14 protein-coding genes are annotated in these 15,153 nt (G+C 67.7%); 1 reads left to right on the forward strand and 13 read right to left on the reverse strand.

What is annotated here, in order from left to right:
* Positions 1–381: 381 nt before the first annotated feature.
* A complete protein-coding gene (locus WG898_RS08790) occupies positions 382–1,581 on the reverse strand; it encodes a hypothetical protein (RefSeq protein WP_339602396.1) in 1,200 nt (399 codons plus the stop codon).
* Between the two features lie 305 nt (positions 1,582–1,886).
* On the opposite strand from WG898_RS08790, the gene WG898_RS08795 reads away from it, so the two are divergent.
* Positions 1,887–2,030: a hypothetical protein gene (locus WG898_RS08795; protein WP_339602397.1), complete on the forward strand. Its 144-nt coding sequence runs from the start codon at positions 1,887–1,889 to the stop codon at positions 2,028–2,030.
* 21 nt (positions 2,031–2,051) lie between these two features.
* Here WG898_RS08795 and WG898_RS08800 read toward each other — a convergent pair whose 3' ends face one another.
* The 12 genes from WG898_RS08800 to WG898_RS08855 form a co-directional block, all read right to left on the reverse strand.
* A complete protein-coding gene (locus WG898_RS08800; protein WP_339602398.1) occupies positions 2,052–2,285 on the reverse strand; it encodes a DUF2789 domain-containing protein in 234 nt (77 codons plus the stop codon).
* Between the two features lie 2 nt (positions 2,286–2,287).
* Positions 2,288–2,737, reverse strand: a complete 450-nt coding sequence (locus tag WG898_RS08805) for an acyl-CoA thioesterase (RefSeq protein WP_339602399.1) — start codon at positions 2,735–2,737, stop codon at positions 2,288–2,290.
* Positions 2,737–3,309 (reverse strand): hypothetical protein, encoded by a 573-nt coding sequence (locus tag WG898_RS08810; protein ID WP_339602400.1) that lies wholly within the window; start codon positions 3,307–3,309, stop codon positions 2,737–2,739. Before WG898_RS08810 ends, WG898_RS08805 begins: the two co-directional genes overlap by 1 nt.
* Before the next feature lie 51 nt (positions 3,310–3,360).
* The gene (locus WG898_RS08815) at positions 3,361–4,563 is read right to left on the reverse strand and encodes a TIGR04552 family protein (protein ID WP_339602401.1); all 1,203 of its coding nucleotides are present in this window, start codon (positions 4,561–4,563) and stop codon (positions 3,361–3,363) included.
* A gap of 49 nt (positions 4,564–4,612) precedes the next feature.
* Positions 4,613–7,222 carry a TonB-dependent receptor domain-containing protein gene (locus WG898_RS08820; RefSeq protein WP_339602402.1) on the reverse strand — a complete coding sequence of 870 codons (2,610 nt, stop codon included), beginning with the start codon at positions 7,220–7,222 and terminating at the stop codon, positions 4,613–4,615.
* A 154-nt stretch (positions 7,223–7,376) separates the two neighbouring features.
* Entirely contained in the window at positions 7,377–8,363 is a 987-nt protein-coding gene (gene glk, locus WG898_RS08825; RefSeq protein WP_339602403.1) for a glucokinase, read from the reverse strand.
* Positions 8,360–9,526, reverse strand: coding sequence for a Gfo/Idh/MocA family protein (locus tag WG898_RS08830; protein WP_339602404.1), 1,167 nt, complete (start codon positions 9,524–9,526; stop codon positions 8,360–8,362). The genes glk and WG898_RS08830 overlap by 4 nt, the downstream gene beginning before the upstream one ends.
* Entirely contained in the window at positions 9,523–10,587 is a 1,065-nt protein-coding gene (locus WG898_RS08835) for a sugar phosphate isomerase/epimerase family protein (protein ID WP_339602405.1), read from the reverse strand. Before WG898_RS08835 ends, WG898_RS08830 begins: the two co-directional genes overlap by 4 nt.
* Positions 10,584–11,630, reverse strand: a complete 1,047-nt coding sequence (locus WG898_RS08840; RefSeq protein WP_339602406.1) for a LacI family transcriptional regulator — start codon at positions 11,628–11,630, stop codon at positions 10,584–10,586. Before WG898_RS08840 ends, WG898_RS08835 begins: the two co-directional genes overlap by 4 nt.
* Positions 11,627–13,345, reverse strand: a complete 1,719-nt coding sequence (locus WG898_RS08845) for an amylo-alpha-1,6-glucosidase (protein ID WP_339602407.1) — start codon at positions 13,343–13,345, stop codon at positions 11,627–11,629. Before WG898_RS08845 ends, WG898_RS08840 begins: the two co-directional genes overlap by 4 nt.
* The gene (locus tag WG898_RS08850) at positions 13,345–14,187 is read right to left on the reverse strand and encodes a carbohydrate ABC transporter permease (RefSeq protein ID WP_339602408.1); all 843 of its coding nucleotides are present in this window, start codon (positions 14,185–14,187) and stop codon (positions 13,345–13,347) included. The genes WG898_RS08845 and WG898_RS08850 overlap by 1 nt, the downstream gene beginning before the upstream one ends.
* A complete protein-coding gene (locus WG898_RS08855; protein WP_339602409.1) occupies positions 14,184–15,095 on the reverse strand; it encodes a carbohydrate ABC transporter permease in 912 nt (303 codons plus the stop codon). Before WG898_RS08855 ends, WG898_RS08850 begins: the two co-directional genes overlap by 4 nt.
* Positions 15,096–15,153 lie beyond the last annotated feature (58 nt).

Here is a 15,153-nt window from a genome sequence, read left to right on the forward strand (position 1 = left end):
AAAGCCTCTGCCCGCACGCGCTGTCTTGCGACTTTTCCAGAAAACTCCACCGGAGCGCCTATGCCACGGTAGGAAACTGCCTGGGCCGCGATCTTGCGGTGCTTCCAAAGGGAGTAAGAGATGTCCAAGGGCAAGTCCTCACCCATGACGCGCCGCGCAGCGAGCCGAATCGCTTCCACGACTGCCACAAAGAACGGCGGAAAAATTCCGGCCGGAAGCTTTGCCAGCCGGGCAGACGCTACCGTCCAACGCGCCCGTGTCGCGACTGAGTCGGCCAAGCCGCAGAAGGGATGAAAAGACAGGACCTCGACGCGAGCGTCGTCGCCGGGGGGGCTCATGGCTCAACGGCCTTGAGTGAGTGCGGCGAGGTGCTTTCGGTACCTACTGTCCCCTCGGTGAGCCATCCGTCCCTGGCTTCGACATTTGCAGATATCGGGTCAGCAGCATGCGCTGACCGTGCTTCCACGTCGGCGGATCCGACCGCACACTGGATCGAAGGAAATCGCACAGAAACGCAAGGAAGCGAGCTAATGCAAAGCGGGCCACCAGTTGGTCTCTGGCCTTCTTGTCGGCAACAACTTCAAGTATTGACTGGCATCCCTTCAGACTCATCAGCATCCCGGGCCTCATGGCTGACCAGCCTTTAAGGGTGTCGTGCGTAATCGAACGCTGAGACTGATGGCGCACTTGCTTACGCTCGAGCAGATCGCTCAAGACTTGAAGGTCATTGCACTTCGTATCCCTAAGTAGCTGGCGACACCAATGGCCAATGGGCTTCGCCTTTGGGTCGAGAAAGCTCTCCACTACAGAGTCTCCCTTGGCGTGCCGCGCCTGTTGTTGAGCGCACATAGCCTCGACCTCAGTCAGGACCAGCAGACTGGTCTCAATTCGGATGCAACCTTCCAGTGACAGTTGGGGGCAGATTTCGCGCCAAGCCGGTAGTGTTTGACTGAACCGCCCCGCGACAAGTGCATCGGCATCCTCGTGACGATCTGCTGCCTTCAGCACTGCGGCAGCATCACCTAATTCGTCGAGTTTGACGAAGGAAGAAACGATGACGTCGAGCAGGTTGTCCTCGGACAACACTCCCCAGGCGGTCGCGACGCACTGCCAGTCTGATTTCGACTGCAGATCATCTGACTCCCTCGCACCATCGAGCATTGGGGCCAACGAAGACGAGATTGGGCTGAGCGTCCTTAGAACCGTCGCCCGCGTTGTCTCGGTGAGCTTGTGTTTTCCCAACAGCGCATAGCGCATTTGCCTGAATGGCCCGAGCAGTCCCTCGTCTCGGAGAAGCGTTTGGACACTCTTGCCTATGGCAGCCCGCAGTACCGTATCTGGGCCTAGGCATAAATGCGAGGACACCTCGACTGCAAAGCTGGCTCCGAAGAGCTCGAGCGGACGAACAAGTGGCACAGGGGGGAAACGACTCGTGGGGAAGGCGCGGCCGTCTACGCTCGCCGACGCACCAGCGTCCACACGTGCAAGCCTTTCATGCTCGTCCGTGCTTCGCTCGCGACGCTGAATGGGCGCGCGCTTCGGTTTTGGTCGCATGCCCTCAAGGCCGAGTTCTTCTTCCACTGTCTCTCCCTGGTTTTCGTGCAATCTTAGTCATGCGTTCTATAGATATCGGGACACTGCACACCAGGTGCGCGCCAATTCAGAAAAGCACTGGCCTCGATATAGCCAATGATCTCGGGAGATGAAGGAAGAGTTTCCGGGAAACAGGCGCCGGAAATGCGCAGCGACCGCTTCACGGCCAGCAGCGTGAGTTCGCCTCCTAATGGCCATGGTCAGCCATTGCTGCGAAGCAGTCGTCGAGCCGGCCGGCCCAACCTACTTGACAGTCCGCAGCATGGCGGGCGGTCGGACTGTACTGCGGCGCGATGAACGACAGCCGGCTTTCCTTGTGTGGCTGCTCCTTGTTTTCCAATCTCGCCCATGGCGTCTGGCTGGTGCTTTTCCTGACCATTAGATTCAGCGTCCCGCTGGGCTGGGTGGTGCTGCTGCGCCTGCGGCAACACGGCTGACGCCACTCGCTGCGCGCCGGCTCAAGCCCGCAGCGCGGCGTTCAACTGGTCCACCACCTCGGCCCAATCGGCATCTTCGGCCAGTTCCTCGCGCAAGAGCGTGGCCTGGGCGTTGCTCCAGAACGGCGCGTCGGCCAGCAGCATGCCGGGTGGCAGCGGCGCATGTCTGCGCACGAAGCCGGCGATGGCGGCCGCGTCGTTGGGCAGGCCCAGTTGTGCAAACAGTTCGGAAAAACGATGGAAGGATGCATCCATGATCAGCGCTCCTCAAGGGCGACGACGGCCGCCCCATAGATGTTGCAGAAGTCCTCGGGCATGCGCCTGGCGCGCCCGCTGCTCAGCTCGATGCACACCAGCTCCCAGCGGCCGTGCAGCACGGTGACGCCGTCGCGCTCGCGCCTGAGTTGGAAGCGGCGCTGCATTGTCAGCTTGCCGTCGCTGGCCGACAACCAGGTGGCGAGGGTCAGGTCTTCACCCAGCAGGGTGGGCAGCAGATAGTCGTAGCTGCCATGGCGTATCGCCATCGCGCGATCCAGCCGCCGGTAGTCGTCCAGGCTCAGGCCCAGTGACTCCGAATGGGCCCAGGCCACCCGCTCGCACCATTGCACATAGACGGCGTTGTTGGTGTGGTTCAGGCCGTCGATGTCGCCGGGCTGCGGGCGCAGCGCCTGCGTGAACGGCCGCGCATGGTCCCAATCATCCATCATCAGCCCTCCACCACCAGTTCGCGCTCGAACAGTTCCAGCGCGGCCCGGCCGACCTGCTGGGTGTCGTACCAGGCATAGGCGCTCACGCCGGCCGCGCCGACCAGCGGCAGCCAGCGCGCCACGCTTTTGCCGAGCGCGCGTTCGCTGAGCTTGAGGCCGATGCTGGTGGCGATCTGCTTGAGCACAGCGGTGGTGGCCGGCCGCACCAGCACGCGCTCACCCACGCGCACGATCAGGTCGCGCAGGCCCTGGGCCGCGGTATGGCGGAACAGGCAGTACAGCATCTGCGCCTGGTCCAGCTCGGCCGTGCGGCCATAGAGCGCCGCGATGTCGGCCACCAGCTGCGCCTGAATGCGCCATACCGCCATCATCTCGGGAACGATGGTCAGCCAGCCCAGCGGCCCGGGCGGCAGGGCCAGCGCGCCGGCGGCGGCGGCGGCCTTGGCGGCCGCCAGCTGGCCCAGCTTGCGCGCCGCCACGCTGGGGTGGGCGCTGGCGGTCTGCGTGGAGTCGGGACGCTGCGCCACCAGGGCGAGCACGGCGGTGGCGATGCGGCTATCGGGCTGGGTCATGGCGGGCGGGTTGACTGACTGACTGACTGGGGCTGAGGAAGGAGGTCTCGCTCAGTGTGCCAGCAGCCAGTCCAGCAGCTCGGCACCCAGCACGCGCCGCCGCGCGCTCTCGACCTGGCGGCGCTTGTAGGCCTCGTGGCTGGCCGCGCCCTGCTGGCTCTTGTCGAAGCTGGCGGCGTCCAGCAGCTGGATCTCGTAGGCAAAGAAGAAGCTGGTGCCGCCGCCATTGGCGATCAGGCCTTCGGCGCCATCCTCCTCCTCCACCTCCACCGCTGCGCCGGCGCCCTCGGTCGGCCGACCCAGGGCGGCGGCCGGCAGGTGGATCATCTTGCGCACCGTCAGCTGGATGCTCTGGAAGTCCGCCGCGCTGTGCGGGTTGTCGCGCTGCGTCGGCTGCTGCGAGATGCGCGCCAGCTCGCGGTCCATCTGCTGCAGCACCTGCTGCGGATAGCCCTGGCAGCGGTCGATCTCGGCGCGGTGGCAGTTGAACACCTGCTTGGCGGCGCTGAGATCGACCAGGGTGTTGCGCACGCGGCTGATCTCCAGATTGGTCAGCGTCACCAGGTGCGCACGGCGCAGCAGGTCGAGCGCCAGCAGGCATTCGATGCGCGTGCCCAGCGTCAGGCGCACGCCCAGGTGGTCGTGGATGTCGGCGGCCACATACTCGGGCTTTTGCAGCAGCTTGAGCAGGATGCTGTGGCGCCCCTTGTTGCGCTTGCGGTCCAGATGCAGCAGGGGCAGGCAGATCAGGCCGTCGGTCAGGTACTGGCGTTCGCCCTCGACCTGCAGCACCGCGTCCAGGCCGGCGAATACCTGCTGGCGGATCGCGTTGAAGTGGCGCAGCTTGAGGTTGTTGTCGATGTAGAACAGGCCGTGCATGACCTTGAGCAGGGCACAGGCCCACAGCCGCGTCGGCTCGAAGCGATGCGCGCGCTGCGAGGCCAGCACCAGCAGGCGCAGCGGGTCGTCGTTGTGCTCCAGCTCGGCGGGCAACAGGCCCTGCTGGGCGGGGTCAAGGAACTGCGCCCGCACAAAGGCGATCGCCTCGCGCTGGATGCCGCGCAGATAGTCCAGCACGCCGGGCTGGTCGATGTCGTAGCCATACTCGCGCGCGAACTGGCGCGCATCGCCCAGATTGCGCAGCGCCAGGGCCCCCATATCGATCACCGACACGCCGCGCGTGATCGCATCGAGATAGGTCCAGTTCAGCGAGAAGCGCTGCTGCGTCTTCAGCGTGGCCTGCAACTCGTCCATGGGGCCCAGCATACCCCTGCGGCACCGTGCCGGCCACGCCCCGCTGGCCTCAGAAGCTGTAGGTGGCCGAGATCTGGGCATTGCGGCCCAGGATGGGTCGGGCGTAGTAGTAGTCGCTGCCGGCGGGCGCCTGCACAAAGCCCGAGCGCGGATTGCCCTCGGTGAGCCCGATGGTGTTGGTGAGGTTGCGCACCGCGGCATTGATGGTGAGCTGCGGCGTCAGCTCGTAGCGCAGGCTGAGGTTGATGGTCTTGTAGGCCGGCAGCTTCACCGAGTTGGACACATCCGCATAGCGCATGCCGATGTAATGCCAGGCCAGGCTCAGCTCGCCCTTGTTGTCGTTGAAGTAGACGCTGGGCGCGATGGTGTAGTTCACATTGGGCGTGCGCTCGGGCCGGTTGCCCGACCAGCCGGTGGCCTCCTTCAGCAGCGCATCGAGATCGGCGCCCGAGCCGCGCAGCACGCGCAGATTGTTGACGCTGAACTTGGAGCGCTGCACCACACCGGTGGCGTTGAACTCGAACCAGTTGATCGGGCGCCAGCTCAGCTCGAACTCCAGGCCCTTGGCGTTGACACCCTGCAGCATCTCGATCTGCGCGTTGTCGACCTCGGCGCCGTTGGGGTCACCCTTGAAGTCGGCCTTGTAGAAGGTCAGCGTGCCCGCATAGTTCTTGCCCTGCATGCGCATGCCCAGCTCGGCGAACTGGATCTTGGTCACCGGCAGCTCGCCGGTGGACTGGTAGCTCTTGGCAAAGCGACCGTAGAGCGCGATGTTCTGGTTCAGCAGGTAGTTGCCGCCCACCGTCCACGAGGGTTCGTTCCAGTTGTTGCGGATCGGCGTGAACTGGCCGTTGGTCGGATAGGCGAAGTAGTTGTTGGCAATGATGTTGTCCACATCGCAGGCCGCGTCGCCCAGCGCGGCGCGGTCGCAGCCGGGCTTGAAGGCGCCGGGAATGGGCGTGAACTCGTCATAGCCCGCCTGCTGCGCGCGGTAGCGGAAGTTCTCGAAGCGCAGGCCGGCATCCAGGCGCAGGCTGGAGCTGAGCTTGAACTCGTCGTTCAGGTAGTAGGAGAGCGAACGGGTGCGCGAGTTGCTGAGACCGTCGCCCCAGGTCGAGTACTCGCGCACGCCGTTCTCGGTATAGGAACCCACCACCTTGCCGGCGGGGTCCAGCGCCACCAGGTCGACGCGGCGCGCATGGTTGCGCACATCGCTGACGAAGCGCGCCGTGGCCGGGCTGCCGCCCTCGCTCTTCACATGGAAGGCCAAGAGGCCCAGGGCCAGGCTGTTGTTCGGCGTGTTCCAGCTCAGCCGCATATCGTTCACCACCTCACGGTTGAGCTGCTTGTCGGCCTGCAGCACATTGTCCGAGAGCAGGCCGTTGCCGTTCAGCGCATTCAGCTGCGCCGGCGTGGACAGGATCTCGCCGGTCGAGACGATGCGTATCGCTGGCGTGCAGGCGCCACCGCAGGCCGGGCCAAAGCGGTCCAGCATTTCGGCCACGTAGTCGAATTTGCTCGGATCCAGGCGGTCGGTGGCCGGACGCAGGCTGCGGTTGCTGGACGAGAACACCACGCTGGCGGTGACGTCGGCATCGGTGTAACGGCCCTTGGAGGAGAACTTCCAGTCGGGCAAAAGATTCTTCTCAAAGTTGTAGCCGACGGCCGTGGCCTTGACGTGGTAGCCATCGCGCGAGTCCAGCACCTGGCTGAAGCTGCCGGGCACCAGCGAGGTACGCACCGTCTGCACGCCGCTGTCCAGGCCTATCATGGTGCCGTAGTTGGCGTCCAGGCCGGGCAGGCTGCGCGGCTTGTCCTTGCCCACCACCGGGATAGGCAGGTAGAAGGTGTTGTGGTCGTTCACCGCCTTCAGGTTGACGCTCCACTCGCCGCCGTCGATCTGCTTGCCGACATGGGCGCGCACCGTGCCGCCGTAGTTGGCGGTGAACTCGGGATTGCGCACGCCATCGTCGCGGCGGTAGAAGCCCGACACGCCACCGAACCAGCCATTGCCCAGGCCGCCGGCATAGCGCAGGTCGACGCGGCGCTGGTTGTAGTCCGACAGGGTGAGGCGCGCCGCGCCCTCGGGCGCGCCCTTGTTGCGGTAGGTCAGGAAGTTGATGGTGGCGCCGGCGCCGTTGGTGGTCAGGATCGCCGAGGTGCCGCCGCGCACCGCCTCCATGCGGTCCAGCCCCAGTTCCTGGTGCAGCAGGCCATCGGCCGTCCAGCTCGGGTAGTAGAACACCGGCAGGCCGTCCTCCTGCAGCTGCACCCAGCGCTGGTTGCCGCCCGACATGCCGCGCACCGAGTAGTTGTTGGACATCTCGCCGCCCGAGGCCTCCACATACATGCCGGGAATCAGCTCCATCGCCTCGGCGGTGGAATGCGGCGCCTTGCGGTCCAGGGCCTCGCGGTCGGCCACCGTCACCGCCACCGAGGATTCGCGCACCGTGCGTATGCCGGTGCTGCCGGTCACCACCACGCGGTCGAGCTGGTTGGCGGTCTCCTCCTTGCTCTTCTTGTCCGCGGCCGGCTCGCCTTGCGCCATCGCCGACAGCATCGTCAGCTGCAGCAGCGCCCCGGCCAGGCAGGTGGCACGCAGCTTGAAACGATTCAATTCCTGGCCGCGTTGCGGCCGCACGTTGCTCTTCTTCGTCATGCTCTTGTCTCCGTTGTTGTAGCGATCAGATGGCGGGCAAAGCGAAGCCCCTGCAGGGCCGAAAGAATCGGCCTCGCATGCATGCTTCGATGGGGACGGTCGCGCCCAGCCCCGGGCGCGCCGTTGTCGGGTTATGGCGGCGGGCTTCGGCTTCTCATAGCGCTCGACTCGCTCCGAGCAGGGCCGGCGGCTCCTGGCTCGCAATCACATAGGAGGGCACCGCGTGCATATAGCCGGCCAGGCGCCCCTTGGCCTCGAAACGGGTGCGGAAGCCCGAGCGCATGAAGCGCTCGGCCCCCAGGCGCGGCACGATGCCGCCGCCGATATAGACACCGCCGCGCGCGCCCAGCGAGAGCACCAGGTCGCCCGCCACATCGCCCAAAAAGGCGCAGAACAGCGCCAGCGCCTCAGCGCTGCCGGGCTCGCCGGCGAGCGCCTGGCGCACCACCTCAGCGGCACTGGGCTCGGCCTGCAGGCGCTGGCCGTCCAACTCGGCGATGGCCTGGCGCAGATTGGCAAGACCCGGCCCCGAGAGCACCCGCTCGGCCGAGACGCGGCCGAAGCGCTGGCGCAGCCGGCCCAGCAGGGCCGCCTCGCGCTCGTTCTGCGGCGCCAGGCCGACATGGCCGCCCTCGGTCTGCAGCGCGATCCACTGCCGGTCTCCCTGGGGGACAAGACCTGACACCCCCAGCCCAGTGCCCGGCCCGATCACGGCCAGCGGCCCCGGCGCAGCGATGGCCGGTCCGCCCACATGCCAGAAGTCCGGCTCGGGCAGGGCGGGAATGGCCAGCGCCAGCGCGGTGAAGTCGTTCAGCACCACCAGGCGCTGCAGCTCCAGCTGCCGGTGCAGGGCCTGGGCGGAGAAGGCCCAGTCGCGGTTGGTGAGGCGGATCTGGTCGTCCAGCACCGCTGAAGCCACACCCAGCGCCGCCTGCGTGGGCCGGGCCGCGCCGGCCTTGTCCAGCGTCCGCAGATAGCTTTGCAAGGCCTCGCCCAGGTCGCGGTGGGCATCGCAGGCCAGGGTCTGCACATGCTCGATGGCCGCGCCATCCCCGCCCTGCCAGCCCAGGCGCACATGGGTGCCGCCCACATCGGCGAGCAGGCGTGCGCCCCCGGTCTCACGGCTTCCGATCTCGATCATGGGGTGTCTCCTCCCTGTTCCTGCTGCAATGGCGTCCAGGCGCTGCCGGCGGCATGGCTGGCCAGCACTGCCTCCACAAAGGCCAGGCCGGCTACGCCGTCGTCCGCCGTGGTGAGCCAGCGGCTGCTCTCGGCCGGCGCGCGGCCCTCGCGGCGTGCGCGTATATGCTCGGCAGCCTCGCGGTAGAGCTGGGCGAAGGCTTCCAGATAACCCTCAGGATGGCCGGCCGGTATGCGCGTGGCGGCCAGTGCCTGGGCGGCAGCGCCGGCGCGCCCGCGCGTGAGGCGCTGACTGGCCCCGCCCAAGGGGGTCAGGATCAGCTCGTTGGGCTGCTCCTGCGCGAACTCCAGGCTGGCGCGGCTACCGTAGATGCGCAGGCGCAGTGCGTTCTCGCAGCCGGTGGCCACCTGGCTGGCCCAGAGCATGCCGCGCACGCCGCCCGGAAAACGCAGCATGGCCTGCACATGGTCGTCCAGCTGCCGGCCCGGCAGCAGGCTGCCGAGCTCGGCGCACACGGCATCGGCCCGCAGGCCGCTCACAAACGAGGCCAGCTGGTAGGCGTGGGTGCCGATGTCGCCCAGCGCACCGGCCGGGCCGGCCAGGGCCGGGTCGCAGCGCCAGGCCGCCTGCTTCTGGCCATCGCGCTCGATCGGCAGGGCCAGCCAGTCCTGCGCGTACTCCACCTGGATCAGGCGCAGCACGCCCAGCTCGCCCGCCTCCACCAGGGCGCGCGCCTGCCGCAGCATCGGATAGCCGCTGTAGCAGTGGGTCAGGCACAGCAGGAGATCGCGGCGCCGCGCCAGGGCCTGCAAGGCGCGCGCATCGGCCAGCGAGGTGGCGAGCGGCTTGTCGCAGATCACGGCTATGCCGGCCTCCAGAAAGGCCGTGGCCACCGGGGCATGCAGATGGTTGGGCGTGACGATGGCGACGGCGTCAACACCGTCGGGCCGGTCCGCCTCGCGCCGCGCCATCTCCTGCCAGCTGGCATAGCTGCGTGCCAGGCCCAGTTCGGTCGCACTTGCCTGGGCGCGCGCGGGGTCGCTGGACAAGGCCCCGGCCACCAGCTCCCATTGCCCATCCAGGCGCGCGGCCATGCGGTGCACGCCGCCGATGAAAGCGCCCTGCCCGCCGCCGACCATGCCGAGTTTCAATACCTGTGTCATGCCGCGTCTCCCAGACCCAGCAACTGGCGCAGCTCGGCACGCGGCATGCGCGCATCGGCAAAGTCATCGAAGGCGCGGTCCGCCACGCGGATGATGTGGCGCCGGATGAAATCCGCGCCTTCACGGGCGCCGTCTTCGGGATGCTTGAGGCAGCATTCCCATTCCAGCACCGCCCAGCCCGGGTAGTCGTATTGCGCCAGCTTGGAAAAGATGGCCTTGAAGTCGATCTGCCCGTCGCCCAGCGAGCGAAACCGCCCGGCGCGCTTCGGCCAGGGCGCGTAGCCGCCATAGACGCCCTGCCGGCCGTTCGGGCGGAACTCGGCGTCCTTCACATGAAAAGCGCGGATGCGCGGGTGGTAGATGTCGATGAAGGCCAGGTAGTCGAGCTGCTGCAGCAGGAAATGGCTGGGGTCGTAGAGGATGTGGGCGCGCGGATGCTGGTCCACCGCGTCGAGAAAGCGCTCGAAGCTCAGGCCGTCGAACAGGTCCTCGCCCGGGTGCAGCTCGTAGCAGACATCGACGCCTGCCGCATCGAAGGCATCCAGCACCGGCCGCCAGCGCCGCGCCAGCTCGGCAAAGGCCTCCTCGATGAGGCCGGCGGGCCGCTGCGGCCAGGGGTAGAGATAAGGCCAGGCCAGCGCGCCGGAGAAGGTGGCATGGGCGTTAAGGCCCAGGCGCTGCGAGGCGCGCGCGGCCAGCATCAGCTGCTCGGCCGCCCAGACGCTGCGCTGCGCCGCATCGCCGCGCACGGCCGGCGCGGCAAAGCCGTCGAACTGGCACGCGTAGGCCGGGTGCACCGCCAGCAGCTGGCCTTGCAAATGCGTGGACAGCTCGCTCAGCTGCAAGCCATGCTCGGCCAGGCGGCCGCGCAGCTCGTCGCAATAGCCCTGGCTCTCCGAAGCAAGCGCGAGGTCGAAGAGGCGCGCATCCCAGCTCGGGATCTGCAGGGCCTTGAAACCCAGACCGGCGGCCCAGGCGGCCAGGTGGTCCAGGCTGTCAAAGGGTGGCTGGTCGCCGGCGTACTGGGCGAGGAAGAGTCCGGGGCCTTGAAGGGTCTTCATGGCGTGGCTCCCAGGCGGTCGGACTGGCGCTCGATCAGCTCGGCGCGATCAAGCACACGGAGTTGCTCCACCGGCTCGCCCTCCAGCCGGCGCAGCAGGAGCTGCCCAAGCTGGCGGCCCGCCCCATGCAGCGAGGCGTAATAGGTGGAGAGCGGCGGCACGAAATAGGCGCTGACATTGCTGTCGTCGGTGGCCACCACGCTGGCCTCGCGCCCGGCCTGCCAGCCCAGCTCGGCAAAGGCCGAGAGGGCGCCGAGGGCGCCATATTCATTGGCACACACAAAAGCAGTAGGGCGTGGCCGGCGCCCGGCCAGTTCCAGCACCAGGCGGCGGCCATCGGCGGCCGACAGGCCCGAGCATTGGGTGAGCGCCGGGTCATGCGCGATGCCCGCCTCGCGCAGCGCGCGGCGGTGACCGGCGTCGCGGTGCTGGCTGTACATCAGCTCGGCCGGCGGATTCAGCATCGCGATGTGGCGATGGCCGCGCGCAATCAGGCGGCGCGTGGCCTGGTAGGCCATGTCCTCGTGGTCGGTGTCGTACCAGGGATGCGGCGTGGCCAGCGCGCTGCGGCCATAGCTGACGAAGGGAAAGTCCTGCTCCAGCAGGTAGCGGATGCGCTCGTCCTGCGGTTTGGTCTGCGTCAGCACCAGGCCGTCGACGCGGCGCGTTTCCACCAGCTTGCGCAGGCCCGCCACCGGGTCCTCGTCGGGCAGCTCGGGCTGCACCACCAGGCTGTAGAAAGTGCCGGCCAGGGCCGCATGCAGGCCCGAGACCAGGGCCATGAAGCCGCTGTCGGTGAAGTCCTGCTCGCTGCGATCTTCCACCGGCAGCACGATGGACAGGGTGTAGGTCTTGCCGGTGCGCAGCTTCACGCCCGCCAGATTGGGCGTGTAGCCCAGCTCACGCGCGGCGGCCTTGACCAGCTCGCGCGTCTCGAGCCTGACCTCGGGGCCGTCCTGCAGCGCTCGCGAGACCGTGCCCAGCGAGAGGCCGGTGTGGCGCACCAGGGTCTTGAGGGTGACCTTGCTTGGAGCTTCGCTCATGGGGCGACTTTCTTCGAATAGAGACGGTGGCCCAGCAACAGGGCCACGCTGGAGGTCCAGGTAAACGCCGGGTCGCGCAGCGGCGCGCCGCTCTGGGCATCAAAGTTTTCCGCCAGGCCGGAGGACGCGCACATCGCGGTGTAGCGCCGTGCCAGATCGTCGCCCAGATCGGGGCGGCCGCAGCGGTCCATGGCGTCGACAAACAGCAGCGTGGTGGGCGCCCAGATCGGGCCGCGCCAGTAGCCGTCGGCGCGGTAATGCGGGCTGCGCTGCGATTCGGTGGCCAGGCCATGCGGGCTCAGGAAACGGCCCGGCTCGAACAGCTCGGCCAGCAGCCGCTCGCGCAGCGCCATCGGCAGGCGCTGGCCCAGCAGCAGCGGGGTGTAGAGGATCAGGCTGTCGCCATCGTCGTTGACTACGCGGCCGTCCGCCAGCCGCGCCACAAAGCGCTCGCCGGTCCAGAGCTGGGCCATCAGCCGCTCGAACAAGGCGTCGGCCTGGCGGCGCCAGTCCAGCGCCTGCGCCGCGCGCCCCAGCAGCTCGGCCAGCGCCGCCAGCTCTTCCAGCTGCAGCACCAGGAAGCTGCTGAGATCGGGGCTTTGCAAGGGCGTGCCTTGCAGGAAGGTGGTGGCGTTGTCCCAGCCGGCGTCGTTGCCATGGTCGTAGGCGGGCAGGCCTCCCTCGGCTGCGGTGGCCAGCCAGCTACGCGCCTGGGCGGCCAGCCAGTCGTGCATCTGCGCGCAGCGCGCCGGCGACCAGTTGGCCTGGCGGCGCAGCTGCGCCACCGTCCAGCCATGCACCGGCGGCTTGGTGAAGCGCCAATAGGCCTGCAGATCGTTGGCAAAGTCGGGCAGGCGGCCGCTTTTTTCGTGCTGCAGCTCAAACAAGACGGCCAGCTGCTGCCAGGCGCGCTCGGGCTGGCCGGCGCCCAGCGCCAGCGCGTTGAAGCAATGGTCCCAGCTCCAGATATTGGTCATCCAGTTCTTGGACATATACATGGCCGGGTAATGCAGCATGCCTTCTGCCGGCACCAGGCAAGACCAGGTGATGTAGGCCGCCAGCCGGCGCAAGGGGGCCAGGTCTTGCGGCAGGGGCAGGGTCTGGGCCAGCCAGGCCTGGAAGTCGGCGTCGCTGGCGGCCCTTGCCGATTCGAAGCCGGCCACATCCTCGCGCGCCGGCAGCACCCGGTACAGATGCACCGAGGCCGCCAGGGCACCGGCCGCATCCGGCCGCAGCTCCAGCGCAATGTGCTCGGCGCGCTGGCCCTGCCAGGGCGCGTCCAGCCGCAGCTGGCCCTCGGCCAGCGCCACGCGGGCCGAGAGGTCCTGGCCGGCGCAGCTCACATGCACGGTGCGCTCGGTCAGGCGCTGGGCATAGTCGTAGCGCTTGCTCTGCAGGGTCAGCTGCAGGCCCACGCCCTGCCCCTGCAGCGCCAAGGTGTCGGCGTCGGCCCAGGCGAACTGCAGCGTGCCGCCGTCCTCGGCGACAAAACTCAGCTGGTCGGGCTGCAGCGTCCATGCCCCCTGCAGCAGCCGGCCCTCGCCGTCCACCGGCTGCAGGCGGAACAGCCGGCCCAGGTCGGTGTGCTCGTCGCCACCGCGCACCTGGCGCAGCCAGAAGGACGCATCCTCCGCCAGCCACGACAGGCACAGCCAGCTCTCGCGCCGCGAGAAGGGCAGGCGCTGCGGGTCGAACAACAAGGTCTCTGAACTCATCATCCCTTCACCGCGCCGGCGCTGGCGCCCTCCATGATGTGGCGCTGGGCCAGGAAGAACAGCAGGAGCGGCGGCAGGCATAGCAGCACGGTCATCGCGGCAATGGCGGTGAGGTTGTTGGCATGCAGGCCGCGGAACTGGGCCAGGCCCAGCGGCAGGGTGTAGACGCTCTGGTCGTTGAGGAAGATCAGCGGGCCCAGGTAGTCGTTCCAGCTGCCCAGGAACTGGAAGCTGCCCACCAGCACCAGGGCCGGCGCCATCAGCGGCAGGTGGATGCGCCAGTAGATCTGCCAGGCATTGGCACCGTCCATGCGCGCCGCCTCGTCGAGCTCGCGCGGGATGCTCATGATGAACTGGCGCAGCAGGAAGATGTAGAAGGCCGCGCCGAAGAAGTTGGGCACGATCAGGGGCTTGAGCGTGTTGATCCAGCCCAGCCAATTGAACTGCATATAGAGCGGGATCATGGTGACGTCCCAGGGGATCATCATCGAGCCCAGCATCACCATGAAGAGCGTGTCGCGGCCGCGGAACTCGAAGCGCGCAAAGCCATAGGCCACCAGGCTCGACGAGAACAGCTGGCCCAGCGTGGACAAGCCCCCCACCAGCAGCGAGTTCCACAGGAACTGGCCAAAGGGCTGCGTGGCCCAGGCCTCGGCGAAATTGGCCCAGCGCGGCAGCGCCGGCCACCACACCGGCGGCCAGGTGTAGAGCTCGCTCTTGGCCTTCAGCGCGGTGACGAGCGTCCAGTACAGCGGCAGCGCAAAGGCCAGGGCCAGGCCCAGCATCAGCGTGTACCAGGCCAGGCGGCGCGCGTGGCTTGCGGCGTCGAACGGCTTCGTCATGACGCCCCCCCATCGCGCTTGACCTCGTTCTCGTAGAACACCCAGAGGCTGGAGAAGCGCATCACGCTCATGGCCAGCGCCAGGATCAGCAGGAACAGCAGCCACGAGAGGGCCGAGGCATAGCCCATGTCGAAATACTTGAAGGCGGTGTCGTAGATGTACATGGCCAGCATATAGGTGGACTTGAGCGGCCCACCCTCGGTGAGCAGCAACGCCAGCGTGAGCTGCTGGAAGGCCGCGATCAGCGTGGTGACAAGGTTGAACAGCAGCACCGGCGAGAGCAGCGGCAGGGTGATGTGGGTGAACTGCTTCAGTCGCGACACGCCAGCCAGCGCCGCGGCCTCGAACAGGTCCACCGGGATGCCCTTGAGCCCGGCCAGGAACACCAGCATGGTGCCGCCCAGGCTCCACAGGCTGGCGATCACCACCGACCACATGGCCCAGCGCGGGCTGCCCAGCCAGTTCACCGCCTCCAGGCCCGCCAGGCTCAGCAGGTAGTTCAGCAGGCCGTACTCCTGGCTGTAGATCCAGGTCCAGATCGTCACCAGGGCCACGCCCGAGAGCATGCTGGGCAGGTAGAACAGGGTGCGGAACAGGCCCTGCCCCCAGGCGGGGCGGTTCAGCAGCAAGGCCAGGCCCAGCGCGCCGGCCAGGTGGATGGGCACATAGAGCAGCGCGAAGCGGCCGGTGACGGCCAGCGCGTCCCAGAAGTCGTCGTCGCTCGCGAGGATGCGGCGGTAGTTCTCCAGGCCCACGAAGCGCTCGCCGCCCATCAGCGGCCAGTCGAAAAAGCTGGTGTAGAGCGAGTACAGCAAGGGGCCCAGCGTGAAGGCCACAAAGCCCAGCACCCAGGGTGCCACCAGCAGATAGGGCGTGAGGCCGCTGGGCCAGCGCAGGCGGCGTGCCATCGAGGCTTCCCCAGCGGAGGCCCAGGATCCGGCTCCGCCGGTCCTAGGGCCTCGCCCC

Source organism: Paucibacter soli (genome assembly GCF_037482845.1).
Classification (GTDB): domain Bacteria; phylum Pseudomonadota; class Gammaproteobacteria; order Burkholderiales; family Burkholderiaceae_C; genus Paucibacter_B; species Paucibacter_B soli.